The sequence below is a fragment of the Nostoc sp. NOS(2021) genome (genome assembly GCF_017115025.1).
Lineage (GTDB): Bacteria > Cyanobacteriota > Cyanobacteriia > Cyanobacteriales > Nostocaceae > Nostoc.
Map to the genome: position 1 here is coordinate 14,238 of NZ_JABXKM010000029.1, position 24,282 is coordinate 38,519.

Below are 24,282 nucleotides of genomic sequence, written 5' to 3' on the forward strand. Positions count from 1 at the left end.
GCAGGGATGGTGTAACGGTAACACCTCGTGACTCCAAATCCGATGTTCTGGGTTCAAATCCTAGTCCCTGCGTCAGACAATTTTGGATTTTAGATTGCCAATTTTAGATTACAGCAGAAATCATGTATTTGAACACATCTGTCGTAGGGGCACAGCAGTGCTGTGCCCTTACCGCATGGTCTATTTACCTGAAAATAGCTGTAAAAAATTTAATTTAAAATCTAAAATTCGGTAAATTATGCCCTCGTGGACGAATGGTTAAGTCAGTGTTCTTTCAAAGCACAGATGCGAGTTCAATTCTCGTCGAGGGAATGATTATGGGTCGGTGGCCGAGTCTGGCTGAAGGCGACAGTCTGTAAAACTGTTCTTTTTTGCACGCAGGTTCAAATCCTGCTCGACCCACTATGGAGAGGTGGCTGAGTGGCCCAAAGCGTCCTCCTGCTAAGAGGAAACGGGTAGTTAATACCCGTCGCAGGTTCAAATCCTGTTCTCTCCGTTTTGAGAGTGTGGTGTAACTGGATAACATCTCAGTCTACGAAACTGAAGACTTGAGGGTTCAAATCCCTCCGCTCTCGTTAAGCTAATCGGCATTCAAGTTGCATAATCAGGGCGGGCAAGATGCCCACCCCACAAGATATTGAGAAAATTTTAATATGCAAATTAGATGTGTTTTAGCTTACATGATCTCTTCTCTTTATCCCCTGGTAGCTCAGTTGGTAGTTAGCGCCTGTTTGAAAAACAGGAGGTCGTCGGTTCGATTCCGACCTGGGGGGCTTCGTTGCCTCATAGCTCAATGGTAGAGCAAGCGGCTGTTAACCGCGCGGTTGTAGGTTCGAGTCCTACTGAGGCAGCCATTCATTGCCGGGTGGACGAATTGGTAAGTCGCATCGCTCTGAACGATGAGGTTGCAGGTTCAAACCCTGCCCTGGCAATAAAGCCCTGTGGTGTAATTGGCAACATAGCGCCCTTTGAAGGCGAAGATTCCAGGTTCGAGTCCTGGTGGGGCTGCCAAACTCTGCTCTTGTAGCCCAATTGGAAGAGGCTGCCGTCTCAAAAACGGTATGTTGTGGGTTCGATTCCCACCAAGAGTACCAAAACTTGCTCCTGTAGCCCAACTGGAAGAGGTGGCAGACTTAAAATCTGTTTGGTTGTGGGTTCGACTCCCACCAGGAGTACTAAGCTCTCGTGGCGGAATGGAAGACGCACGCTTACCGAGGATCTAGTTTTTTGCAGGTTCAAATCCTGTCGGGAGTACCAAAATATCTGGGTGTGGCGCAGTTGGGAGCGCGGGAGTTTTGGGAACTCCAGGTCGTAGGTTCAATCCCTACCACTCAGACTTTGCCCTTGTAGCCCAACGGAAGAGGCGCTTCGCTTAGAACGAAGAGGTTGCTGGTTCAAATCCAGTCAGGGGTATTGGTGAATATGCGGGGATAGAGCAACAGTGGCTCGTCGGGCTGCATAACCTGAACATCGGCAGGTTCAATTCCTGCCCCCGTCACCAAAAGCAGTGCTGGTGTAGCTCAATTGGCAGAGCAACTGACTTGTAATCAGTAGGTTGCAGGTTCAATTCCTGTTACCAGCTTGACTAATGCGGGTGTGATGTAACGGCAGCATGAGACGCTTCCAACGTCTTCGTGCGAGTTCAAATCTCGCCGTCCGCTCTGAAACTTGCGGGTGTGATGTAATCGGTAGCATCTGAGTACGCCATACTCAGTGCGTGGGTTCAAGTCCCTCCACTCGCTTGCGTAGTCCTGTAACTCAATTGGTAGAGTGTCTTTCTTACAAGAAGAATGTTGCGGGTTCGATTCCTGCCAGGACTACCAAATATTGGGAGTGTAGCTCAATGGAATAGAGCTTCGAGCTTCTACCTCGAAAGTTGTGGGTTCGAGTCCTACCACTCCCGCCTGAAAATGTCTTTAATTTTGAATTTTGAATTTTGAATTTTGAATTGTTATGGGGTCATAGCTCAAATGGCTAGAGCGCCTGTTTTGCAAGCAGGAGGTTATGGGTTCAAGTCCCATTGATTCCACTGATGGTATCTGAAGCCAAAGTGGTCGAGGCGCTGGTTTGTGGAACCAGTCATAGCGGGTTCAAGTCCCGTCAGATACCCCTGAATGGAAGATGCTGCTGAATGGACGGCAACCAAGCTTGAACCTTGGAGTACAGGCAACTGTAGGGGTTCGATTCCTCCATCTTCCTCTTTTCCACCTGAAGCCGAAAAGTGAGGCGCTGTGCTGATAACACAGAAATAGGAGGGGCAGTACCTCCCTGGTGGATTTATATCTAGCATTGGTGTTACAAGGCTGGCGATGTAAGTATACGATCGCAGCCGCTCATTTCTTTATTTAAATTAACCAGGGTGGTTGGCATAACGGCTGTGCAGATAGCTCTTAACCCGCAGAAATAGGTTCGATCCCTATACCACCCATTAAGCAATTCAAAATTCAAAATTCAAAATTAAGAAATACAATCTTAGCTAGCCTTTTGGCAATTGCTAATATGCAACTTGAATGCACGTTAGCTTATTAATACGAACTAGCGATCGCTAGTTGAGCATGTTGCAATAATATATCTTTATCCAGAGCATGTACGGGATATTGCGGTGTTAGTGCCAGTAGTTTCTCAATTCTTTCTCTGGCTGCCTCCACTACTGATTCGTCTAAGCTACCCTTATTGAGGGAATCGACAAAATCTTCAGCAATCTGATAAGTTCTTTCTATAGACGATGAGTTGATATTGCGCGAGACAATAAACAAGTCGCAGCCTGCATGAATTGACCGCGCCACAGTACCAGCTTTCATAAACATATCTGAGATCGCTTTCATATCCAAGTCGTCAGATACAACTACTCCCTCAAAGCCAAGTTCCTTTCTAAGTATGGTTTTGAGGATAGCCTGGGAAAGGGTTGCTGGCACATCAGCATCTATCCTGGGAAATAAGATATGGGCAGTCATGATTAAAGGAATCTGTACTTCGATTAAAGCTCTGAAGGGTATAAGTTCTCGAAGTCGCAGGTCTTCTAGAGTTAAATTAAGTATTGGTAGCTCAATATGAGAGTCTTTGCTGGTGTCTCCATGTCCGGGGAAGTGCTTGGCGCATCCCAAAATTCCTGACTCTTGAAGTCCAAGGTAGTAGTCACGGGCACCTTGAGTAGCAGTTTCGGGAGTGCTACCAAAGGCACGAGACCCAATGACGGGATTGTGGGGATGGGAAAATATATCTGCTACAGGTGCCCAAGATAAATTTATTCCCAGTGATTTTAGTTCTACTGCTGTGGCTTTTGCTACCTCACGGGCGTGCGATCGCAGCAACAAGGCATGAGGAAAGCGGGTAATTGGCAGTGGTGTCCGAATTACACGACCTCCTTCATGATCGAGAGTGATGAACATTGAATCACGTTCAGTATATTCTCGTATCTGGTTGTTCAAACCTTTGAAGCTTTCCAGCCAAACCTCATAGGGGGTGCCATCCAGAAAGTTCTTCGCGAAAAAGATCACCCCAATTGGTTTCAATTCAGTGAGTGCCCGTTTATCATCATCGCTTAATGTAGTGCCGGAAATACCTAGAATCAGGTGATGTCCAAAGCGCCTTAGCTCCTGCGATACACCCATAATCTTTTACCTATAAGTTGTGCGGTAAACAGCTGAGTTGTTCAATCTAGAGGACATAAACCTTTATCCTACATCCTTATGGGGAACGGGGGAGCTTTCAAAGGTAGGTTTTTTATTCTCCTTCCCATACTGAGCATGGAAATATATCGGGGCTGCTGCCTAAGAGAATTAAGCCAAAATATTCAGCATAATTACTGATGCTGCCAGAGATTAGTTTTCCTGCAAAAGTATTTTTGCGATCGCATCCTGCTATTTTAATAGGTCAAAATTATTGGCAATAGCTGCTAAATACTTAACAGTCAAAATACTTAAACAAAAATATAATTGGTCTTGATTTTTACTGTATTGATGTATTCACTGAAGAAAAATATCCCGAAAATCAACTAGCAGTCTTTAACCAATACCCCAGATATTTCCCAGAGAGCAAATACACGGATTAGCAAAGAAATCAACTACTTTGAGACAACATTTGGGATTAGCTATTTTCAGTCAAAGGAATTACTTTTGTTTCTCTAAATCTCCTGCATGTAAATCTAGATGAAATCCACGCCGCAAAGCTATTGGCAACAATGGTATTGGCAATTTGCCTGGGCAGGTGCGTGTCAGGTAAAATTCCCTTTTACAGAAGTTGTTTGTGGAAGCGATCGCACAATAACTCCCAAATGTAACGGATTGCAACGTATAATGAGAACGACAAAACCATTAAGAAATATTGAAGGGCATTAGGGTTAAATGCGAGTAGCGATCGCGGGTGCTGGTCTAGCAGGACTTTCCTGCGCGAAATATCTCACGGATGCAGGTCATACCCCCATTGTCTTGGAAAGCCGGGACGTACTGGGTGGTCTGGTTGCGGCGTGGAAAGACTCTGACGGCGACTGGTACGAAACCGGGTTACACGCCTTCTTTGGGGCATACCCCAATATGCTTCAATTGCTCAAGGAGTTGGGCATTGAAGACAGACTCCAGTGGAAAGAGCATACGCTGATTTTTAATCAACCGGACAAGCCAGGGACACTATCACGTTTTGATGTTCCAGATATTCCATCTCCTTTCAACGTGATTGCGTCGATTCTTCGCAACAAAGACATGTTGACTTGGGAGCAGAAGATTCGGTTTGCAATTGGCCTACTTCCGGCAGTGGTTCGGGGTCAGAAGTATGTTGAAGACATGGACAAGTACAGCTTCTTAGAGTGGTTGAAAAGGCAAGGTGTTGACGAGCGGGTAACTAGTGACGTTTTTATCGCCGCATGTAAAGCGCTCACCTTTATCAATCCCGATGAAGTTTCGGCAACGATCCTATTAACTGCACTGAATCGCTTTCTGCAAGAACGATATGGTTCCAAGATTGCATTTTTGGATGGTTCTCCCACAGAACGGCTATGCAGCCCTATCGTAGATTACATCACAGAACGCGGCGGGGAAGTGCGGTTGACTGCGCCCTTGAAAGAGATTTTGCTGAACGCTGATGGTACGGTGAAGGGATACTTGATTCGAGGGTTGAATGGGGCAGAAGATGAAGTTTTCACGGCTGATGTGTATGTATCTGCTATGTCGGTTGACCCCATGAAAGTCATGTTGCCTAATTCTTGGAAGCAAATGGAGTTTTTCAAGAAGCTAGAAGGCTTGGAAGGAGTACCAGTGATTAACCTGCATCTGTGGTTTGACCGGAAACTTACAGAAATTGATCACTTGCTATTTTCGCGATCGCCCCTCCTGAGCGTTTATGCTGATATGAGCAATACCTGCCGTGAATACGCCAACCCCAATCGCTCAATGCTGGAATTAGTTCTAGCTCCGGCAAAAGATTGGATTGCCAAATCCGATCAGGAAATTGTGGCTGCAACGATTGCCGAGTTAGAAAAACTCTTCCCCGACCACTTTGGGGGAGACAATCCAGCAACATTGCTGAAATCTCATGTGGTGAAAACGCCGCGTTCAGTTTACAAAGCGACCCCTGGTCGTCAACAGTACCGTCCTGCACAAGTTACGCCCATTGTCAACTTCTATCTAGCCGGAAGTTATACTATGCAACGCTACTTAGGCAGTATGGAAGGTGCTGTACTTTCTGGTAAGCTGACAGCGCAGGCGATTTCTGAGGCTCTCCCGGTAGCAAATTCCTCAAACCTGCAAATGCTCACCCGACCGCCCGCAACGAATGCTGCAACTGCCTGAATCCCCACCGCGCATGAAAACGCTGGTCTCTCTGGACGAGTCCTACGAACTTTGTCGTCACCTCATAGCCAAGTATTCCACGACTTTTTACCTGAGTACTTTGCTCCTGAGCAAAGAAAAACGTCCTGCTATTTGGGCAATTTATGCTTGGTGTCGCCGTTTAGATGAACTGGTGGATGGGCCGGCATCTGCTATCACCACGCCAGAAACCCTAGACCTATGGGAGCAGCAGCTCGAATCGATGTTTGCTGGACACCCATTAGACAACTTCGATGTCGCTTTGGTAGATACCATTCAACGTTTCCCGATGGACATTCAGCCCTTTCGGGATATGATTGCTGGTCAGCGTATGGACTTATATCGCAGTCGTTATGAAACCTTCGAGGAGTTATACCTCTACTGTTACCGTGTTGCTGGCACTGTCGGCTTGATGTCAACAGCAGTCATGGGGTTGGATACTACCAGAAATATAGCTCCGTGGAACCGTGAACAACAGCTATATATTCCCACCGAAGAAGAAATTGCCTTAGGAATTGCCAAGCAACTCACCAACATCTTGCGCGATGTGGGCGAGGATGCCCGAAGGGGACGGATTTACATTCCCCTAGAAGATTTGGCAAGATTCAACTACACCGAACAAGATTTGTTCGAGGGTGTAGTGGATGAACGCTGGCGTTCCCTGATGCGCTTTCAAATCGATCGAGCACGACAGTTTTATCGGAAAGCAGAAAAGGGAATTTCCTACTTATCTTTTGATGGTCGTTGGCCGGTGTGGGCGGCTCTGATGCATTACAGTGGAATTTTAAACGTAATTGAACGTAACGATTATAATGCCTTCACTCGACGCGCCTACGTGCCCCAGTGGCAAAAGTTACGTTCTTTGCCCGTAGCTTGGATGCGATCGCAAGTCCTTTAAAAAATTAGTCATTTGTCCCTAGTCCCTAGTCCTTAGTGTTTTGTAAATAACCAACGACTAATGATCAATGACTAATGACCTATGACTAATTACAAATGACTATTGACTCTCCCCAACAAATCTGCTAACATTATTATTCGTGAGTCAGGAGAGGTGGCTGAGTGGTCGAAAGCGGCAGATTGCTAATCTGTTGTACGGCAGGCAACTCCGTACCGAGGGTTCGAATCCCTCCCTCTCCGTTTTCCAGCTTTTGACATACGGAGTATATCCGTATGCAAAAATAAATACTAATGTAGGGGTAAAAACTTCTACTCCAAAGATGGATGATATGATTTATCCTTTGGAGTCTTGATTCTAAGATGCAGCTAAAATCTAGTTTGAATCTTACTTTTAGGCTCCTAAATATCTGAGGAGTGAAAGTGACTTATGAGAAAAATTAGCGCCGCCTTAACCTTGAGTATAGCGACCCTAACAACTGGGTTCCTAGTTGGGGCTTGTGGTGATACCAGTACCCCCAATGGCGCAGCTAACAACGGAAGTACCGCTACCCCAGCGGCAAATTCAACTACCACAAGCAGTGCTAAAGGGCTAAAAATTGGTTCCCTGCTACCGACAACAGGCGACTTGGCTTCTATCGGGCAGCAGATGGTAGGTTCTGTTCCTTTACTGGTCGATACGGTCAACGCTTGCGGTGGAGTGAATGGCGAACCTGTTAGCTTGGTGCAAGTAGACGACCAAACCGACCCCAGATCTGGTGCTGCCGGTATGACCAAACTAGCAACTTTGGATAAGGTAGCGGGTGTAGTTGGTTCCTTTGCCAGTAGCGTTTCTAGTGCAGCAGTCTCCATTGCCACGCCGAATAAAGTGATGCTAGTTTCCCCTGGTAGTACTAGTCCTATCTTTACTGAAAAGGCTCAAAAAGGCGAATTTAAAGGCTTTTGGGCGCGTACAGCTCCCCCTGACACCTACCAAGCACTAGCTTTAGCCCAACTTGCTAAGAAAAAAGGTTTCAAGCGAGTTTCTACAGTTGTGATTAATAACGACTATGGCGTGGGCTTTGAAAAAGCATTTGTGCAAACTTTTGAGAAATTGGGTGGAACCATCGTTAATAAAGATAAGCCTGTCCGCTACGACGCGAAAGCCCAGACATTTGATACAGAAGCGGCTGCTGCTTTTGCTGGTAAGCCAGATGCAGTCCTGGCTGTACTGTACGCGGAAACTGGCAGTTTGTTCCTGAAAGCCGCCTATCAGCAAGGCGTAGCGAAGGGTGTGCAGATTCTGCTTACTGATGGGGTGAAATCACCTAGTTTCCCAGAACAAGTTGGCAAAGATAGTGATGGTAAATATATTTTAACTGGAGCGATCGGTACAGTACCAGGTTCCAATGGCAAAGCACTAGAAGCTTTCAACAAGCTGTGGAAGGATAAAAAGGGTGGTGTACCAGGGGAATACGCTCCTCAAGCTTGGGATGCGGCTGCCTTATTGACGTTGGCAGCGCAAGCTGCTAAGGAAAATACAGGCGTTGGCATAGCCAGCAAAATCCGTGAAGTTGCTGATGGGCCTGGCACAGAAGTTACCGATGTCTGCGAGGGACTGAAGTTACTTAAAGATGGTAAGAAGATTAACTACCAAGGAGCCAGTGGCAACGTAGATGTTGATGCTAACGGCGATGTCGTCGGTGTTTACGATGTTTGGACAGTAGGAGACGATGGCAAAATCAAGGTAATTGACAAAGTTACCCCTAAGTAGAAAGTTAGGAGTTAAGAGTTATGAATTATGAGTTATGAGTTATGAGTGAAACCATTACTAACTCACCCAATGTGCGACTTATTCTTGAAACCCCGCTTCCATTCCTCTCCCCCACAGTTCGAGAGGCTTTGATTCTTACTCCCCTTCCCTACGAGGGAAGGGGTTGGGCTTAGGTTTGAGAGAAAGTTGCACAATACGGCGTTAACTCCTAACTCCTAACTCCTAACTCTTAAAACCCAGTGAAGTTGTAACCAACTCCTAACAACAAGCCCACATCAGTTTTATCAAAAAATCCGGCATTTACAGCTGCCGTTGCTGTGAATTGAGGAGTTAGAGGCACATCAATGCCAGCAGATGCCAAAAAGGCAAATTTGGAATCATCACCAGTTTTGTAAGCACCACCCACTCCGACGTAAGGTGCGATCGCTAACGGTTCGCTAAAAGCATCTGCTGACTTGAAGGAAAAATCGTAGGTGATCGGAACTAGAATTGTGGTGTTGTCCCCAAATACGGCTGAGGGTCGCACCGATATAGAATTTGTCAGTCCGATTTTGCTAACTACCGCGAAGTTACCGTCGCCCAAAGACGAGTCACCACCACCACTCAAACCAATGTTAGCAGCCACGCCAATATAGCTGCGGCCACCACGGGTAGTTCTACCTAAATCAATATCCGATTGCGCCACTCTGGGAGCAGATGGTTGAGAAGTAGTTTGAGCAGTAGTTTGAGAAGTCGGTTGTACCAACTCAGAGGTGAGCGTCGCAGATGAGGTTGCCACTGTGCCTGGAACAGGTGTGGGCGTTACACTGGCGTTTTCCTGTATCGCAGCATTGGGCAACTGCTGTACTTTAGTTAAATTTGTGACTGTAAATGTTTGAGTTGTTTCTGTAGAGAGATTTTGGCTTGCAGTATCTAGTTCTGTACTAAACTCGTTGGGAGACGCTACGGTTGCGGAAGGGTCGGTTAATGGCTGACTGCTCACCTTGTCCACTGTCTGGGCACTTGCAGATAAGCTGCTACTCAGGACTGCAAGAGCAGCTATGCTTGGCAACCAAAAAACACCTTTACGAACAAAGATAGTATTCACATTCACTCCTAAAACAATATTGCCACGAAAAATAAAGGGTTTTGTTGAGTTAATTCAACAAATTCGGGCAATACTCAAAATTTAACACCAAAAATCGGTTTTTACATCCTGATTTTGCTGAATTTATCTAGTTAGCGCCGTGTGCAACTTTTACTCAAACCTAAACCCCCAGCCCCTTCCCTACAAGGGAAGCTACTGTGTACACACAAGTCGGAAAACCTCATCTATATTGGCTTGAATCTGGTAGTCCTAACGTACCGAAAATCTGGGATGGTGTCGTACCCTCAGCAATAACACACCCTTGTATTTTAGAAGTAGTGGTAGAGCGTAGTACCCCTGCTCTGGAAAGCTTGCTACAGGCAGCAACGACTACATTAGAGTGGCTTCTCGTAGGGTATGGTTGGTCTATTTACGCCATGCTGTACTAAGAATTGCGCTTTATCAGAATAAAAGTTGATTGTGAAGTGATATTACGAAGCTTGCAAAAATATTTAGAAATTGTCTAGAAGGCAAACATGGTTCTAACGTAGAACCTATTAGGAGAGACTTGAGGCAAATGTGATGAGCGGAAATAATATTCAAAAGTATCGGTTTGTCTGTACCCTGACTTTCGGTGATATCTACGGTCAAATAATTGTTTGGTTGATTACAATTACCCTAAGTTTGGCATCAGCCTTGGCGCTGATGGGTGCCAAGCGACCTGTGTACGCTCTAGCAACAGCGGGTCTCGTCGTTCTGCTATCGCTACCTTTCTTGTTGTTTGCGTTTGTCACTACCTTGTTAAATCATATTGAAGTCACTCCTGTAGGGCCTGGAACCAAAATGGAACCCATACCAGGTAATGTGTCTCAGCAACAACCTGTACAAGTAACTAGCTAAAGAGTTAGGAGTTATGAGTTATAAGTTAAGAGTTATGAGTCACTCAATCTGTCCCATAACTCTTGATTTTTAACTCCTAATTTCAAAATTTGTAATAACATCCCTGTCTATAGGCAGGGAATTTTTTTGTAGAGACGCCACGGCAACGATCGCAACGCACCGCCTGATTAATCACAATCACGTCTCTACAATAGAACAGCAGTGGTTTGCAGTCGGGGGCTAATTATGCTGGAACACGATGTGATTATTGTCGGGGGTGGATTGGCAGGATGTCGCGCTGCTGTGGAAATTGCCCGGATTGACCCCAGTTTAAATATTGCTGTGGTTGCCAAAACTCACCCAATTCGTTCCCACTCGGTCGCGGCTCAAGGTGGTATGGCTGCATCGCTGAAAAATGTTGATTCCGAAGATAGTTGGGAAGCACATGCTTTTGATACTGTCAAGGGTTCTGATTACTTGGCAGACCAAGACGCTGTGGCAATTCTCACCCAAGAAGCGCCAGATGTAGTAATTGACTTGGAACACATGGGCGTTTTGTTCTCTCGCTTAACCGATGGGCGCATTGCCCAACGGGCTTTTGGTGGACATTCCCACAATCGCACTTGCTACGCCGCTGATAAGACCGGTCACGCGATTTTGCACGAATTGGTCAACAATTTGCGGCGTTATGGGGTGCAAGTTTATGAAGAATGGTACGTGATGCGTCTGATTTTAGAAGAAAATGAGGCGAAAGGTGTGGTAATGTTCCATCTTTTGGATGGACATATAGAGGTGGTGCGTGCCAAGGCGGTGATGTTTGCCACAGGGGGCTATGGTCGCGTTTATAACACTACCTCTAATGATTACGCTTCTTCGGGTGATGGTTTGGCAATGACTGCGATCGCAGGTTTGCCCCTTGAAGATATGGAATTTGTCCAATTTCACCCCACTGGCTTATATCCGGTAGGGGTGCTGATTTCGGAAGCGGTACGGGGAGAAGGGGCGTATCTGATTAATAGTGAAGGCGATCGCTTTATGGCGAATTATGCACCTAGTCGCATGGAACTAGCTCCTCGTGATATTACCTCACGAGCGATCGCTTACGAAATTCGCGCTGGTCGTGGTATTCATCTCGATGGTAGTGCTGGTGGCCCCTTTGTCTATCTGGATCTACGCCACATGGGCAAAGAAAAAATTATGAGTCGCGTTCCCTTCTGTTGGGAAGAAGCACATCGTTTGGTAGGTGTTGACGCTGTGACTCAACCTATGCCAGTCCGCCCGACCATTCACTATTGTATGGGTGGTATCCCAGTTAATACTGATGGGCAAGTGCGTAGTAGTGGCGATGGTTTGGTTGATGCTTTCTTTGCTGCGGGTGAAACATCTTGTGTTTCCGTACATGGTGCAAATCGCTTGGGGAGTAATTCTCTACTAGAGTGCGTAGTTTATGGTAAGCGGACTGGGGCGGCGATCGCAAAATTTGTACAAAAACGGAAGTTGCCCTCTGTAGATGAGCAACGGTATGTAACAGAAGCCCAGCAACAAATTCAAGCTTTGCTAGAACAACCAGGTCAGTATCGCATTAACCAAGTCCGTCAAGCTTTCCAGGATTGTATGACTGAGTACTGCGGTGTTTTCCGCACTGAGGCATTAATGAGTGAAGGTTTGCAGAAACTAGAAGAAATACAACAGCAATATCCGCAAATTTATTTAGATGATAAAGGCAATTGCTGGAATACAGAACTTGTGGAGGCTTTGGAATTGCGAAGTTTGATGGTGGTGGGACAAACTATTTTGGCATCAGCCCTAAATCGTCAAGAAAGTCGTGGCGCTCATTTCCGCGAAGATTATTCGCTGCGAGATGATGCTAACTTCCTCAAACACACAATGGCTTACTATTCACCGGCGGGAATTGATATACAATATCGACCGGTGGCGATAACTATGTTTGAGCCAAAAGAGCGGAAGTATTAGCCAAAGGTAAATTTATGTGAGAAATCGAGGGGACTACAAAAATTTTGTCCACCTCGATTAAGAATATGAAATGATTAAGTTATCAATCAGAACCTAATTGTTTCTGAATCACAGCTATGATCTTTTCTTCCCAAGCGGGATCATTTAATTTTATTGCAGCATCACGATGACGAGATTTTCGTCTATCCATATAAGCATAAAAGGCTTCCTTATCATCCTTGTGGGTGAGAAAGTAACTCTTTAGCTCTTGGTCACTCATTGCTGCATAGTTTACCTTATTCATAGTTCTATACTACATTCATGGTTCTATACTACCATCTGGCGTAATTTCTAGCTGTATTCCTTCATTTTGCCCAGCTAATATAAATATATTGAGCGATCGTTCATCTAATCGCACGATGTGAATCGGCTGGAACATCACATTTGTAAGTTGATGGCAACTTCTATATAAGCATTGTAGCTGTTCTGCTGTTGGTTGTAGCTCGTCAGCCATTGGTTCTTTTATTATGAATTTTTCTCTTTATAAATGTATATGTAACAAATATAATAATATAAACCCGTCCAGCGATGCTCTCATAGTTGTGATTCTCACATCCTATTTAGCATTCCAAATGAACTTCCCCTTCTCACCGGGATATGCTGCTCCCTCTTTGTCGCGCCACTCGAAGTGTATTTCAATTGGCATTTTCAAATTCTTCATTAAGTGCAAAGTGTTACGCCAAGCAAGATTTGAATCTACACCTTGTATTGAAATGTTTACCTCTGGCAGGTAATGAAAACCAGAGTTAATTTTTTCGCCCTTAACAACACGAGCAAGGGTTAGCTTCATGAGTTCGTCTACAGAAACTCCCTGTCGAATAGCAAGTTCGTGTGCTGCATCGACGATTTTGTTCCAGTTCGGTTGATGAATTTCCTCAGCACCCATAATGGCTCGAAGCACTCTGGTATGCTGCAAATTGCTTACCCCAGCTTCAATAACTCTATCGTTTTTAGTTTCAGAAATTTGCTGAGACTGGTGATGTGCCTCATATTCATTCAGTAACTTCTCAATAACAGTGATAGGTGTATCCTCAAAAGGTGCGGCGATCGCTTGGAGCCTCTTGTAAATATGATCAGGTATTCTGATAACTGGCATTTTATATATTCTGCCCTGCTTACAGTATTATTGTAACACGCTTACATTAAAATCCGGTTCAATTTCAGAAATTTGCTGAGACTGGTGATCTGCCTCATATTCATTCAGTAACTTCTCAATAACATTGATAGGTCTATCCTCGAAAGGTACGGCGATCGCTTGGAGCCTCTTGTAAATAGGATCAGGTATTCTGATAACTGGTATTTTATATATTCTGCCCTGCTTACAGTATGATTGTAACACACCTACGTTAAAATTGCAGTAGCCACATCATGCCAACACAGAAGCAATCGGATACAGCGATATTCCTTTGTCAGTTACTTTCTAATCTGTATTAGCCTATCCAGGTTTTCCGCTACGACCAAAAGCTGAAAACGCTTTATATTCAAGCTGGTTTGAATGATGAGATTGCAGTCATAATTGATCAAGATGGGAATTGGAAATTTGTTCTATGATGCAAAACCTCAACCAGATGACCAATACTGAAATAAAACGATATATTTCAGAACATAGAAATGACGAAGAAGCGTTTCGGGCTGCATTACAAGTTTTGATGAGTCGTTCTGACTTCTCTACACAACATCCTTATCCTTTTGATCTTGAAAATCCTGAGAGCGAGGTAGAAGCTCTTTTAAAAGAGAAACTCAATCGAAGTGAATGATTGCCTAACAGTAAAATCCAATGACGTTAATAGATGTAGTGATCAAGTCCTGTCTCTCCACTAGCCCATAGATTCCATCACGTTTAGTGAATTTGCGATTGAGCCGATTATGCTCAATCAAGTAATTTGCTGATAGCATACGAGCGATCGCTTATCCTTGATTCTCCTAAAACAGTGCAGCGATGTGAGCGATATCTACGATTGGCTATTCGCCGTCGCACTTTGCTTGTAGAAGTGATAATCAGTCTTAATAATAACGGTATAAAGAGAATTTACTTATAAGTTAATCCGTGCTAATTAAAACTCAATATCGAGATCCTACCCAAGGGTGAGGGACATTATACATCATAAATTTTTGTTGCAAATATTACGGCCTATAGCTAGCGTAAAGTGGACAATTTGACAATCTTTAATACTAAAACTACTTGGCGTATAGTCATAATCTGTCCGCACGCAATAAGAACGCAAGACACCTAATATATGGTTCGAGAGCTTGAAAGAAAACGCCAGAGTGTAAAGTTTCCCGAAACTGCACCGGCTGCTAATCCCGTATTTTTTAGAACCTATAGCCGCCGTACAAAGGCGGGACTAAGGGAAACATGGGATGAGGTATGCGATCGCACTCTACTCGGCTTAATTAAGCTGGGAAAACTAACTCAAGAAGAAGCTGCCATACTCGATCAGATGCAGCGCAACTTGAAAGCTATGCCCAGTGGGCGCTGGCTATGGGTTGGAGGTACAGACTGGATAACCAAGCCAAAGAACTTTTCCGGGGCTTATAATTGCACCTCTACCAATCTAGAAGACTGGAATGCCTTCGGATTAATGATGGATTTGGCAATGATGGGCTGTGGCACTGGAGCCGTCCTAGAACCACAATTTATTAACCAGTTGCCCCCCATCCGTAATCATTTGAATGTCACTGTACAAGGTGAAATTGGCAGCACTCCTGTGCAATTACGACGTGAATATACTGAAACACATATAGAAGTCAATAGCGTCACTATTCACGTTGGAGATAGCCGTGAAGGTTGGGTTGAATCATATCAAACCCTGTTAGAACTCTCCACTGATGAACAATTTTCAACCGAAGTTGAAGTATTAGTGGATATCAGTGATGTCCGCAAAGCCGGAGAAACGCTCAACGGTTTTGGGGGAGTTGCTAATCCTGTGAAATTACCCGGACTTTATCAGCGTTGCGCCTCCATCCTGAATAAAGCTGTAGGACGACAATTAAATTCAGTTGAATGCTGTTTGTTAATCGATCAAGGTGCTGTAACAATTGTTGCAGGAAATATCCGAAGAAGTGCGGGGATGCGTCAGTTTGATTCTGGCGATGGTCTAGCAGCCACCGCCAAAGATAATTTATGGCAGCAAGATGAAAATGGCAACTGGCGAATTGATCCAGAGCGCGATGCACTCAGGATGGCAAATCATAGCAGGGTCTTTCACCACAAACCCTCATTAGAAGAATCTATTGATGCTGTCCGCAAACAGTATTATAGTGGCGAGGGAGCAATTCAATGGGCTGGTGAAGCTGTAGCTAGAGCTAATTGTGATTTGTTACCAACACAAGCATTAAAAGTTGATTTTTTGAAAGCTTATAACCAAGGAACAGCAAAACAGTGGTTACAGGAACACTATCCCAACCTTGATGCTAATGAGCTAGAACATCGTTTGCATCGCTATGGGCTAAATCCTTGTCATTCGGGCGATACATTAGTATCAACTGAGCAAGGGTTAGTACCAATAAAAGATTTAATTGGTAAGCCATTCAGAACCTTGGTGGATTTGCGCTCAGTAGGATTAGATGGAGTCAAGTTGACTGATGCGATCGCGTTTGCTACTGGTGTACAAACAACTTATACAATAACCTTAGAAAATGGGTTACAGATGAGATGTACTGCTGACCATAAACACTTTACTAATCACGAATGGGTAGCAACCAAGGACTTAACCTCAGAGCATAGTATCTATATTCAAAAAGGAGAAGGAAGTTTCGGTGAAGGTACAATCACTATTGAACAAGCTCAAATGCTGGGCTGGTTATATGGTGATGGTTCAATCTACAAAGGATATAGAAGTTTAGATGCAGTATTCTATATCAATCAAAAGGAATACCCAACAGTTTTTCCTGTCCTAAGCCAAGCTGTCGAATCTCTAACAGGCTATAACCATAAGCCTAGTTTGGTGAAAGGGGTATATACCTTTCATAGTGGTTCATCTTTAATGAATTCATTCTTGGAAAAACTAGGTGTTCAGTCAAAGAACTGTTTACCAGATAGCTTTCTAAATCAATCAAAAGAAGTCATCATTGGCTTTCTACAAGGTTTATTTTCTGCTGACGGTTGCGTTAGTCTTAAGGCAAGACACGTAGAACTTCGTAACCTTTCTAAAGATTTCCTGCGACAAGTTCAGTTATTGTTGCTAAACCTGGGAATCAAAAGCAGTCTAAAACTTAAACAAAACCCAGGACAAAAAGGTGTATCTTACATCTTGAAAGATGGAACGGAAAAGATTAGTCAAAATAGAGGAAGTTGGCGACTGATAGTTTACTCAGGAGAGGGAGTCAGAAACTTCTATAAATTAGTTGGTTTTCCTCTTGTACCTGAAAAACAGCAACGTCTAGAGCAACTTGCAACAAAGAAACTAGCAAGGACTTATAGTGAAACTATTATCAACCGATGGTTTACTTCAAAAGTTCACAGTATTGAAGAGTTTGGTGAAGAACCTGTCTACGATCTTCATGTTCCACTAACTCACTCATTCATTGCCAACGGTTGTATTACTCACAACTGCGGTGAAATTATCGGCTCTAATTTCCACTGCAATTTGTCTGAGGTTCACCTTAATCAAATCGACCCACATAACTACAAAGAACAAGAGGAGGCTTTCACTGCTGGGGCGTTATCTGTAGCAGCACTTTTAAATCACAAATTCCTGGAACCACGTTATCAATATAGCCGTGAATTAGACCCGATTGTGGGAGTTTCTTTTACAGGTTTATTTGATTTCTTTGTCCATGCTTTTGGGGTTGATTGGCTGCGCTGGTGGTCAGAAGGAAGACCTGCTACTGCACAAGGATTAGCTTTCAAGCGTCAGGAAGAAAAATATCTAAGTTCCTGGAGAGATATTGTACATCGGGTGGTTTGGGATTACTGCGATCGCCACAATCTCAAACGTCCAAATCGCTGTACCACAGTCCAACCTAGTGGCACTAAGGCTTTATTAACTAATGCTAGTTCAGGATGGCATCCCCCGAAAGCGCAAAGATTTATTCGCCGCATCACCTTCGGCAAAAATGACCCAGTAGCCTTAGCTTGTATTGACTATGGTTACAATGTCATTCCTTCTCAATCAGACAAAGATGAACAGGGGAATTTGCTCAATGATCCTTTTGATTCACGGGTGAGTGAATGGCTAGTAGAAATCCCTGTTTCTGTATCTTGGGCTGATTTACCAGGAGCTGATGAAATTGATGTTTCTAAGTTTTCAGTCTTAGCCCAATTTGATTTTGTCCTCCAGGTTCAACGTTGGTATGTGACTCACAACACATCAGCTACTTTGGAACTTCGCTCTGATGAAATTGAACCATTGGGACAGCGTATCTATGAAACTATCCAGAATGATGAGGGATATATTTCAGCAGCTCTTTTAGCCCGTTTTGACGATTTGCAATCATTCCCACGTTTGCCATTTGAACCAATAGATAAACCAACCTACGATCGCTTGACTCAAGAGGTGAAAGCACGGCGCAAAACAGATGATTTCTGTGCAGTCTTAAGCCGCTACGATTCCGGCGAAATGGCAGAGGCTGGCCCTAGTGGTTGTGACTCTGATAAGTGTATGTTTCCCGATCAGCAACCAAGCTCATAAGGTGAAATGACTATCAATTTATACCAATTCTTTTTGAATATGCGCCTATAGTAGGGGCAATTCATGTAGCTTTAGCTTCCCGCAGGGTATTGCCCCTACGTAAATAAAGCACAACCTCAGATAGAATTGGTATTAGGGTAGGCACTATTTATCTATAACAATAAAAAGCAGTGGTTAAATGTCATATAAAACCACTGCTTTTTATATCAACTCAAAAAACCAAAATACTTAAGTATTGGTGTAGAAAAGCAGCAGACAATTTCTCTACACTATGATCTTTGGCAAAAGGAGTCCGCCAATGAAAGCTTACGAAATTCAAAGCAACGGCGGGATTGATGCCCTGGCATTAGTCGATCGCCCTGAACCAAAACCAACTGCGGGACAAGTTCTGATTCAAGTCAAAGCAACATCCCTAAATTACCGCGATCTACTTGTCGCTGAAGGCGCTTACGGTGCTGGACAGAAATATCCGTTAATTCCCCTGTCTGACGGTGCGGGGGAAGTTGTGGCGGTGGGGGAAGGTGTGACACGGGTGAAAATAGGCGATCGCGTGGCTGCTACTTTCTTCCAAGACTGGATTTATGGCTCTTTAACCAAAGAGAAAATGAAATCTGATCTCGGAGGCGGTATCGATGGAATGCTGGCTGAGTATGTCGTATTACACCAAGATGGTTTAGTGATATTACCTGACCACCTATCCGACATTGAAGGCGCAACCTTACCCTGTGCAGCAGTCACAGCTTGGCACGGACTGGTGACAAAAGGCAATATTCGCGCAGGTGATAGTATTTTATTACTCGGTACTGGGGGAGTTTCGATTTTTGCTCTCCAGTTTGCCAAGATACATGGTGCTAGAGCGATTATTACTTCCAGTAGTGATGAGAAATTGGCACGAGCGAAACAGCTTGGTGCTGACGAGACAATCAACTACAAAACAACGCCAGATTGGGAAAAGCAAGTTTACCAATTAACCAATCGCACGGGTGTAGATCATGTAGTTGAGGTAGGCGGTGCAGGAACTTTGCCAAAATCGCTACAAGCAGTCCGCATTGGGGGACGTATTAATTTGATTGGCGTATTATCAGGCAGAGGAAATGAGATTGACCCCATGCCAATACTTTTTAAGAGTTTAACAGTTCAGGGAATTTATGTTGGCAGTCGAGAAATGTTTGAGGCGATGAATCAGGCGATGCAACAGCATCAAATCAAACCGATTATTGATCGAGTTTTCCCCTTCACTGAAGCACGAGAAGCTTATCATTACCTCAAAAGTGCGGCTCACTTCGGTAAAGTGGTTATTAATCTAATTCATAATTAACTCGTTTCCATGCAGAGTATGGGAATGCATTCATCTGGGCTGCTGCCTCAAGTCTAAAGAGGCGGAGCCTCGAGAAACCCATTTCTTGGCAGAGCTAAGGAACGAGAGGATAAACTAGCTAGAAAGCAAAGAAAAATACCAGTCAACCTTGCTAGCAAAAAGAATAATGTCCTCAACACTGACAGAAAACGTCCGCAAGACAGTGCTGGAGAATGGTCTAACTGTCTTGACAAAGGAAGTGCATACTGCGCCAGTGGTGACGGTGCAGGTGTGGTATAAGGTTGGCTCACGCAACGAAGAACCGGGCGTGAATGGCATTGCCCACCAGTTGGAACACATGATGTTTAAAGGGACAAAAAATCGTCCGATTCAATTTGGACGTTTGTTTAGTGCTTTAGGTAGTGATTCCAATGCTTTCACCAGCTATGACCAAACTGCATATTACGGTACTGTGGAACGAAACAAGCTGAAAGCGCTCTTAGTGCTGGAAGCAGACAGAATGCAAAATTCTCAGATTGAGCCAGAACAACTAGCGAGTGAAAAGCGGGTAGTAATTTCCGAGTTGCAGGGTTACGAAAATAGCCCAGAATATCGCCTCAACCGTGCCGTCATGCAGGCGGTGTTTCCCAATCATGCTTATGGGTTGCCTGTAGGTGGCACTAAAGCTGATGTCGAGAAATTTGAAGTTGAGCAGGTACAGAAATATTACCGCAATTTTTACAGTCCCGATAATGCCGTCTTAGTGATTGTTGGAGATTTTCAAACTGCAAATACCCTCGAAACAATTAAAGAGGTGTTTGGCAAACTAGCGAAGAGAGTTAGAAATGAGGAGTTAGGAGTTAGGAGTAAAAATACTTTTACCCCATCAACCTCACTCAGTACTCCGATAGTGTTGCGAGAACCGGGAGCAGGGCGACTGTTACAAGTTGTGTATCCGCTACCGGATGCAAATCAACCGGATGTGCCTGCGCTGGATGTGATGGATTACATCTTTACAGAGGGACGGAATTCTAGACTTTATCAGGCATTGGTGGAGTCAGGTTTAGCTAGTGAATTAACAGCGTCCGTTACTAGTTTGCGAGAATCTGGCTGGTATGAGGTGTTGGTAACGGCTGGTTCTAAACAAGATTTGAAAAAAATTGACTCAGTATTGAGTAGCGCGATCGCTAATGTAGCAGAAAAAGGCGTGACATCTGAGGAAGTTGAACGAGCCAAAACCCAATTAACAGCAGATGTAATTTTGAGTAACCGTGATATCACCTCTCAAGCAATGCGATTGGGCAATGATCAAACAACTGCTGGTGATTATCGCTACACAGACTACTATTTGGCGGCTGTCCGTCTGGTGAAGCCGACGGATATTGTCGCTGTGATTAACAAATACTTGACAAAAGAAGCCCGGACAGTAGGCTTTTTTGAACCAACCCAGAAGCAGATAACAGAAGTTGGTGACAAACCAGACTCAGCCCATACTACAGAAAATTTTTCTCCTCTAGCACCTGTGCTTTTTTCTGAGGTGATGAAATACTTACCGCCTGTGGATTTGGCTACAGATGCGTTGCTTGCCGTCGTTGGCATTAGCGAAGCGGTAGCGTCTCGTAGAGAAGCGGTAGCGAGTCCTCCAGCGTCAACCTCTCGTAGAGAAGACATCGCCCAAATCTTACCACAGCAATTGAAATTTCCCAACGGATTGCGGATATTACTGCTAAGAGATCATAGTACTCCCACTGTTACCCTGAGCGGCCATATTCAAGCCGGGACGGAATTTGATCCAGATGATCAAGCTGGACTGGCTGCTTTTGTAGCAGAGAATTTGCTAAATGGCACTAATAGCAAGGATGTTTTAACTATTGCCAAAGTCTTAGCAGAACGAGGAGCGAGTTTAGACTTTCAAACCTACCGCGAAGGTGTGCATATTGAGGGTGATAGTTTAGCAGAGGATTTGCCGATACTCCTGGAGATATTGGCAGATGTTGTGAAAAATTGTAACTTTCCAGTCAAAGAGTTGGAACTGTATCGTGAACAAACTTTAACTGATCTGCAACATGAATTAGATGAGCCATCGGAAGTAGCCAGAAGAATATTTGTTCAGTCAATTTACCCGAAAAAACATCCCTTACACACCTTTCCCACAGAGGAGAGTTTACAGCAAATTCAGCGCCAGGATGTGATTGATTTCAAAGCTAAACATTATCGTCCAGACACGACAGTGCTAGCGCTGGTAGGAGATTTTGATCTGGACAAAGTGCGATCGCTGATTAAAAATAAGTTTGGTGATTGGAAAGTTAGCGGTCAAGCACCCACATTAAAATATCCCACGGTATCAATGCCGGAGAAAATAGTGAGTGTCAACCCAGTTTTACCAGGTAAAACCCAAGCTGTGACATATATGGGTTGCACAGGTATTAACCGTTATGATCCTCGGTTTCACGCAGCCTTAGTATTAAACCAGATTTTGGGAGGCGATACCTTATCAAGTAGACTGGGTGCAGAAGTGCGCGATCGCCAAGGTTTGAGTTATGGAATTTATAGCTACTTCCAAGCCGGGAAGAATGCCGGGACATTTTTGATTGAGATGCAGACTAGTCCCGAAGATAGCACCAAAGCGATCGCTAGCACCCGCCAAATCTTACAGCAAATCCATCAACAAGGCGTCACCGCACTGGAAGTAGAAACAGCTAAACGCACTCTCATCAGCAACTACAACGTTTCCCTGGCAAACCCAGAGGAATTAACAGATAGAATTCTGATGAATGAGGTGTACGAACTAGATAAAGTAGAATTGCACTCCCTCACTGATAAAATCCAGAAAGTCACTCTTGACCAAGTTAATCAAGCGGCTCGTGAGTTACTCCACCCAGATCAAATCGTGGTCGTCACTGCTGGGCCATCTGTGTCACCAGAAAAAAACATTAGGTAGAGATGGGCACTGGGCATGGATAATATAAAGAATGGGTAAAGTGGTTTTTGCCGCTACCGATTAATTATTCATGCTCACCAGCATAGTTTTTTGAGAACTACTGATGAAAATTCACAAATATTTAGATCAAATTGTAATTACATCTGTTAATTTCCCAACTACTGCTTGGCTGCAAATATTACGGCGGAACTACGTGATATTAACGTTGCTCCTGAGTCTAAATTTCATCGCAGCTACTCCAGCAATGGCGGCAAATTTGTCTGGCGATTTCCTCAAGCAACCAGCCACAGAAATTACAGTTAGCTTGGGTAATTCGGCTAACGAACTCAAGTTTGAGCCAAATCATCTGGAATTACTCGTTGGCAAACGCTATGAACTACAGCTTACCAATCCCAGCCAACTGAAGCACTATTTTACTGCTAAAGATTTTGCTGATGGCATCTGGACACAAAAAGTTCAAGCAGGCAAAGTAGAAATCAAAGGAGCCATTCACGAACTTGAACTCAAGCCAGGTGCTGAGGCAGAATGGGTATTTGTGCCCCTGAAATCCGGTACTTATGGCTTACGTTGTCCAATACCGGGACATACGGAAGCAGGTATGACGGGAGAGATTGCCATCAAGAATTAAAATAATTCGTAATAATTTGTAGCAAATTCTCTGCGTACCTCTACGTTTAAATTTCAACCCTCAATTCGCTACGATTTTACGCAAAGCTGTACTGAGTCCTATAGTGTGCAGCCAAAAATAAGTTAGGGCGATTTTGATTTAAGTCCAACACATCAGGAGTATCCGAATGTGTTATTGTATATACGTTAGCGGCTAAACTGGAAGAATCCCGATCAGGGATTAAAATAACTTAAATTATAGATATTATTTCTCAAGTAATCTAGAGAGAGCATTGATACTTCAGCGGCAGAGCCACCAGTAATTATTCATTTACTATGAACATTTTCAGTAACTTACTTTCTCAAACAACTCAGCCTGCAACTGCCAAAAAGCAACGCCGAGGAATTGAAATTAAATCGCTGCGTGAAATTGAAATCATGCGGCAATCAGCGACAATTGTGGCAACTGTCCTAAAAGAAATTTCCGAGCTAGTAAAGCCAGGAATGACAACGGCTGATTTGGATACTTATGCAGAAAAACGTATCCGCGAAATGGGTGCAACACCGAGTTTTAAAGGATATCACGGTTTTCCCGGTTCTATCTGCTCCAGCATTAATAATGAAGCAGTACATGGCATTCCTAGTCCCAAGAAAGTGATTCGCGTAGGGGATGTATTAAAAGTAGATACGGGCGCTTATTACCAAGGCTTTCATGGTGATTCTTGCATTTCAATTGCTGTCGGTGAAGTGACGCAAGAAGCTGCTAAATTAATTCGCGTCGCCGAAGAAGCTTTATATAAGGGCATTGAACAAGTAAAGGCTGGTGTATACCTACTTGACTTAGCTGGAGCAATTGAAGACCATGTGAAAGCTAACGGCTTTAGTATAGTCGAAGAGTTCACTGGACACGGTGTCGGTCGTAACCTGCACGAAGAACCTTCAGTATTCAACTACCGTACCCGCGAGATGCCAAATGTTAAACTCCGTGCGGGGATGACGCTGGCAATTGAGCCAATTTTAAATGCGGGTTCTAGACATACCCGCACATTATCTGACCGTTGGACAGCAGTCACTGTGGATAATTCTTTGTCGGCTCAGTTTGAGCATACAGTGTTGGTAACGGACACTGGTTATGAGATTTTGACTGACCGTTCTAAGGTGTAATTGTTAGTGTTTGTAGTAAGCACTTCAGTGCTGAGAAAACAAGGACTAAAGTCCTTACTACGAACTTACTTACCCATCAATTTCAAGTTGACACTCATCTGAGCGATAAACGCTATATTTGACTGATAGCGGTTCTCGATTGAGTAAGGTACAAGAACCCCACCCCCAACCCCCTCCTCGCTTGCCTACGGTGTACACACAAGTCTGAAATAGCTGATTAACCAAGGTTTTACCC

At 44.2% G+C, this 24,282-nt stretch carries 18 protein-coding genes and 24 tRNA genes; 37 read left to right on the plus strand and 5 right to left on the minus strand.

The annotated features are described in order from the left end of the window. The 23 genes from HWQ41_RS02370 to HWQ41_RS02480 all read left to right on the plus strand — a co-directional run bounded on the left by HWQ41_RS02370 (position 1) and on the right by HWQ41_RS02480 (position 2,428). Positions 1-72: transfer RNA gene (locus tag HWQ41_RS02370), tRNA-Trp, on the plus strand. Between the two features lie 169 nt (positions 73-241). Next, positions 242-312 (plus strand) — tRNA-Glu (locus HWQ41_RS02375). A 7-nt stretch (positions 313-319) separates the two neighbouring features. Continuing rightward, positions 320-402: transfer RNA gene (locus tag HWQ41_RS02380), tRNA-Tyr, on the plus strand. A 4-nt stretch (positions 403-406) separates the two neighbouring features. Beyond that, positions 407-496, plus strand: a tRNA-Ser gene (locus HWQ41_RS02385). A 4-nt stretch (positions 497-500) separates the two neighbouring features. After that, positions 501-575: transfer RNA gene (locus HWQ41_RS02390), tRNA-Arg, on the plus strand. Positions 576-698: 123 nt separating this feature from the next. Then, positions 699-773, plus strand: a tRNA-Phe gene (locus HWQ41_RS02395). A gap of 6 nt (positions 774-779) precedes the next feature. Next, a tRNA-Asn gene (locus HWQ41_RS02400) sits at positions 780-854 on the plus strand. A 5-nt stretch (positions 855-859) separates the two neighbouring features. Beyond that, a tRNA-Gln gene (locus HWQ41_RS02405) sits at positions 860-932 on the plus strand. Between the two features lie 3 nt (positions 933-935). Next, positions 936-1,011: transfer RNA gene (locus HWQ41_RS02410), tRNA-Gln, on the plus strand. 6 nt (positions 1,012-1,017) lie between these two features. Beyond that, positions 1,018-1,094: transfer RNA gene (locus HWQ41_RS02415), tRNA-Leu, on the plus strand. A gap of 6 nt (positions 1,095-1,100) precedes the next feature. Further along, positions 1,101-1,175: transfer RNA gene (locus HWQ41_RS02420), tRNA-Leu, on the plus strand. 4 nt (positions 1,176-1,179) lie between these two features. Beyond that, positions 1,180-1,257, plus strand: a tRNA-OTHER gene (locus HWQ41_RS02425). A gap of 6 nt (positions 1,258-1,263) precedes the next feature. Beyond that, positions 1,264-1,336, plus strand: a tRNA-Pro gene (locus tag HWQ41_RS02430). Positions 1,337-1,340: 4 nt separating this feature from the next. After that, positions 1,341-1,413 (plus strand) — tRNA-Leu (locus tag HWQ41_RS02435). Positions 1,414-1,509: 96 nt separating this feature from the next. After that, a tRNA-Thr gene (locus HWQ41_RS02440) sits at positions 1,510-1,582 on the plus strand. Positions 1,583-1,590: 8 nt separating this feature from the next. Then, positions 1,591-1,661 (plus strand) — tRNA-Gly (locus tag HWQ41_RS02445). Between the two features lie 9 nt (positions 1,662-1,670). Then, positions 1,671-1,742 (plus strand) — tRNA-Gly (locus tag HWQ41_RS02450). Positions 1,743-1,747: 5 nt separating this feature from the next. Next, positions 1,748-1,823, plus strand: a tRNA-Val gene (locus tag HWQ41_RS02455). 6 nt (positions 1,824-1,829) lie between these two features. Next, positions 1,830-1,903 (plus strand) — tRNA-Arg (locus HWQ41_RS02460). A 52-nt stretch (positions 1,904-1,955) separates the two neighbouring features. Then, a tRNA-Ala gene (locus HWQ41_RS02465) sits at positions 1,956-2,029 on the plus strand. A 6-nt stretch (positions 2,030-2,035) separates the two neighbouring features. Further along, positions 2,036-2,109 (plus strand) — tRNA-His (locus tag HWQ41_RS02470). 7 nt (positions 2,110-2,116) lie between these two features. After that, positions 2,117-2,199 (plus strand) — tRNA-Ser (locus tag HWQ41_RS02475). Between the two features lie 158 nt (positions 2,200-2,357). After that, positions 2,358-2,428: transfer RNA gene (locus tag HWQ41_RS02480), tRNA-OTHER, on the plus strand. A 97-nt stretch (positions 2,429-2,525) separates the two neighbouring features. Here HWQ41_RS02480 and nagZ read toward each other — a convergent pair. Further along, positions 2,526-3,611 carry a beta-N-acetylhexosaminidase gene (gene nagZ, locus HWQ41_RS02485; protein ID WP_292759647.1) on the minus strand — a complete coding sequence of 362 codons (1,086 nt, stop codon included), beginning with the start codon at positions 3,609-3,611 and terminating at the stop codon, positions 2,526-2,528. Between the two features lie 537 nt (positions 3,612-4,148). Between nagZ and HWQ41_RS02490 the strand changes: the two genes are divergently transcribed. From HWQ41_RS02490 to HWQ41_RS02510, 5 genes are all read left to right on the plus strand, one after another. Beyond that, positions 4,149-4,337 (plus strand): hypothetical protein, encoded by a 189-nt coding sequence (locus HWQ41_RS02490; RefSeq protein WP_292759648.1) that lies wholly within the window; start codon positions 4,149-4,151, stop codon positions 4,335-4,337. 6 nt (positions 4,338-4,343) lie between these two features. Beyond that, positions 4,344-5,783: a 15-cis-phytoene desaturase gene (pds, locus tag HWQ41_RS02495; protein WP_292759650.1), complete on the plus strand. Its 1,440-nt coding sequence runs from the start codon at positions 4,344-4,346 to the stop codon at positions 5,781-5,783. Further along, complete coding sequence (gene crtB, locus HWQ41_RS02500) at positions 5,767-6,699, plus strand: 15-cis-phytoene synthase CrtB (RefSeq protein WP_292759651.1); 933 nt, start codon at positions 5,767-5,769, stop codon at positions 6,697-6,699. The genes pds and crtB overlap by 17 nt, the downstream gene beginning before the upstream one ends. A 147-nt stretch (positions 6,700-6,846) precedes the next feature. Next, positions 6,847-6,938: transfer RNA gene (locus HWQ41_RS02505), tRNA-Ser, on the plus strand. A 187-nt stretch (positions 6,939-7,125) separates the two neighbouring features. Then, complete coding sequence (locus tag HWQ41_RS02510; RefSeq protein WP_292759652.1) at positions 7,126-8,448, plus strand: ABC transporter substrate-binding protein; 1,323 nt, start codon at positions 7,126-7,128, stop codon at positions 8,446-8,448. 229 nt (positions 8,449-8,677) lie between these two features. Here the strand turns inward: HWQ41_RS02510 and HWQ41_RS02515 are convergent, their stop codons facing one another. Next, a complete protein-coding gene (locus HWQ41_RS02515) occupies positions 8,678-9,535 on the minus strand; it encodes a hypothetical protein (RefSeq protein WP_292759654.1) in 858 nt (285 codons plus the stop codon). Between the two features lie 197 nt (positions 9,536-9,732). Between HWQ41_RS02515 and HWQ41_RS02520 the strand changes: the two genes are divergently transcribed. The 3 genes from HWQ41_RS02520 to HWQ41_RS02530 all read left to right on the plus strand — a co-directional run bounded on the left by HWQ41_RS02520 (position 9,733) and on the right by HWQ41_RS02530 (position 12,367). After that, positions 9,733-9,963 (plus strand): hypothetical protein, encoded by a 231-nt coding sequence (locus tag HWQ41_RS02520; protein ID WP_292759656.1) that lies wholly within the window; start codon positions 9,733-9,735, stop codon positions 9,961-9,963. 133 nt (positions 9,964-10,096) lie between these two features. Beyond that, positions 10,097-10,414 carry a hypothetical protein gene (locus HWQ41_RS02525; RefSeq protein ID WP_292759657.1) on the plus strand — a complete coding sequence of 106 codons (318 nt, stop codon included), beginning with the start codon at positions 10,097-10,099 and terminating at the stop codon, positions 10,412-10,414. A gap of 225 nt (positions 10,415-10,639) precedes the next feature. Beyond that, positions 10,640-12,367 carry a succinate dehydrogenase/fumarate reductase flavoprotein subunit gene (locus tag HWQ41_RS02530; protein WP_292759659.1) on the plus strand — a complete coding sequence of 576 codons (1,728 nt, stop codon included), beginning with the start codon at positions 10,640-10,642 and terminating at the stop codon, positions 12,365-12,367. 82 nt (positions 12,368-12,449) lie between these two features. Here the strand turns inward: HWQ41_RS02530 and HWQ41_RS02535 are convergent, their stop codons facing one another. The 3 genes from HWQ41_RS02535 to HWQ41_RS02545 all read right to left on the minus strand — a co-directional run bounded on the left by HWQ41_RS02535 (position 12,450) and on the right by HWQ41_RS02545 (position 13,502). Then, complete coding sequence (locus tag HWQ41_RS02535; RefSeq protein WP_292759661.1) at positions 12,450-12,650, minus strand: hypothetical protein; 201 nt, start codon at positions 12,648-12,650, stop codon at positions 12,450-12,452. Positions 12,651-12,665: 15 nt separating this feature from the next. Further along, positions 12,666-12,860: a hypothetical protein gene (locus HWQ41_RS02540; protein WP_292759663.1), complete on the minus strand. Its 195-nt coding sequence runs from the start codon at positions 12,858-12,860 to the stop codon at positions 12,666-12,668. A 102-nt stretch (positions 12,861-12,962) separates the two neighbouring features. Further along, a complete protein-coding gene (locus HWQ41_RS02545) occupies positions 12,963-13,502 on the minus strand; it encodes a hypothetical protein (protein ID WP_292759665.1) in 540 nt (179 codons plus the stop codon). A gap of 451 nt (positions 13,503-13,953) precedes the next feature. Between HWQ41_RS02545 and HWQ41_RS02550 the strand changes: the two genes are divergently transcribed. The 6 genes from HWQ41_RS02550 (at position 13,954) to map (ending at position 24,047) form a co-directional block, all read left to right on the plus strand. Beyond that, complete coding sequence (locus tag HWQ41_RS02550; protein ID WP_292759666.1) at positions 13,954-14,163, plus strand: hypothetical protein; 210 nt, start codon at positions 13,954-13,956, stop codon at positions 14,161-14,163. 480 nt (positions 14,164-14,643) lie between these two features. Then, on the plus strand, positions 14,644-18,039 hold the full coding sequence (gene nrdJ / locus HWQ41_RS02555; protein WP_292759668.1) for a ribonucleoside-triphosphate reductase, adenosylcobalamin-dependent: 3,396 nt from the start codon (positions 14,644-14,646) through the stop codon (positions 18,037-18,039). 298 nt (positions 18,040-18,337) lie between these two features. Then, the gene (locus tag HWQ41_RS02560; protein ID WP_292759669.1) at positions 18,338-19,357 is read left to right on the plus strand and encodes an NAD(P)-dependent alcohol dehydrogenase; all 1,020 of its coding nucleotides are present in this window, start codon (positions 18,338-18,340) and stop codon (positions 19,355-19,357) included. Positions 19,358-19,523: 166 nt separating this feature from the next. Next, a complete protein-coding gene (locus HWQ41_RS02565; protein ID WP_292759671.1) occupies positions 19,524-22,277 on the plus strand; it encodes a pitrilysin family protein in 2,754 nt (917 codons plus the stop codon). Between the two features lie 103 nt (positions 22,278-22,380). Further along, complete coding sequence (locus HWQ41_RS02570) at positions 22,381-22,905, plus strand: plastocyanin/azurin family copper-binding protein (RefSeq protein ID WP_292759673.1); 525 nt, start codon at positions 22,381-22,383, stop codon at positions 22,903-22,905. Between the two features lie 314 nt (positions 22,906-23,219). Beyond that, positions 23,220-24,047, plus strand: a complete 828-nt coding sequence (map, locus tag HWQ41_RS02575) for a type I methionyl aminopeptidase (RefSeq protein ID WP_292759674.1) — start codon at positions 23,220-23,222, stop codon at positions 24,045-24,047. Positions 24,048-24,282: the final 235 nt, after the last annotated feature.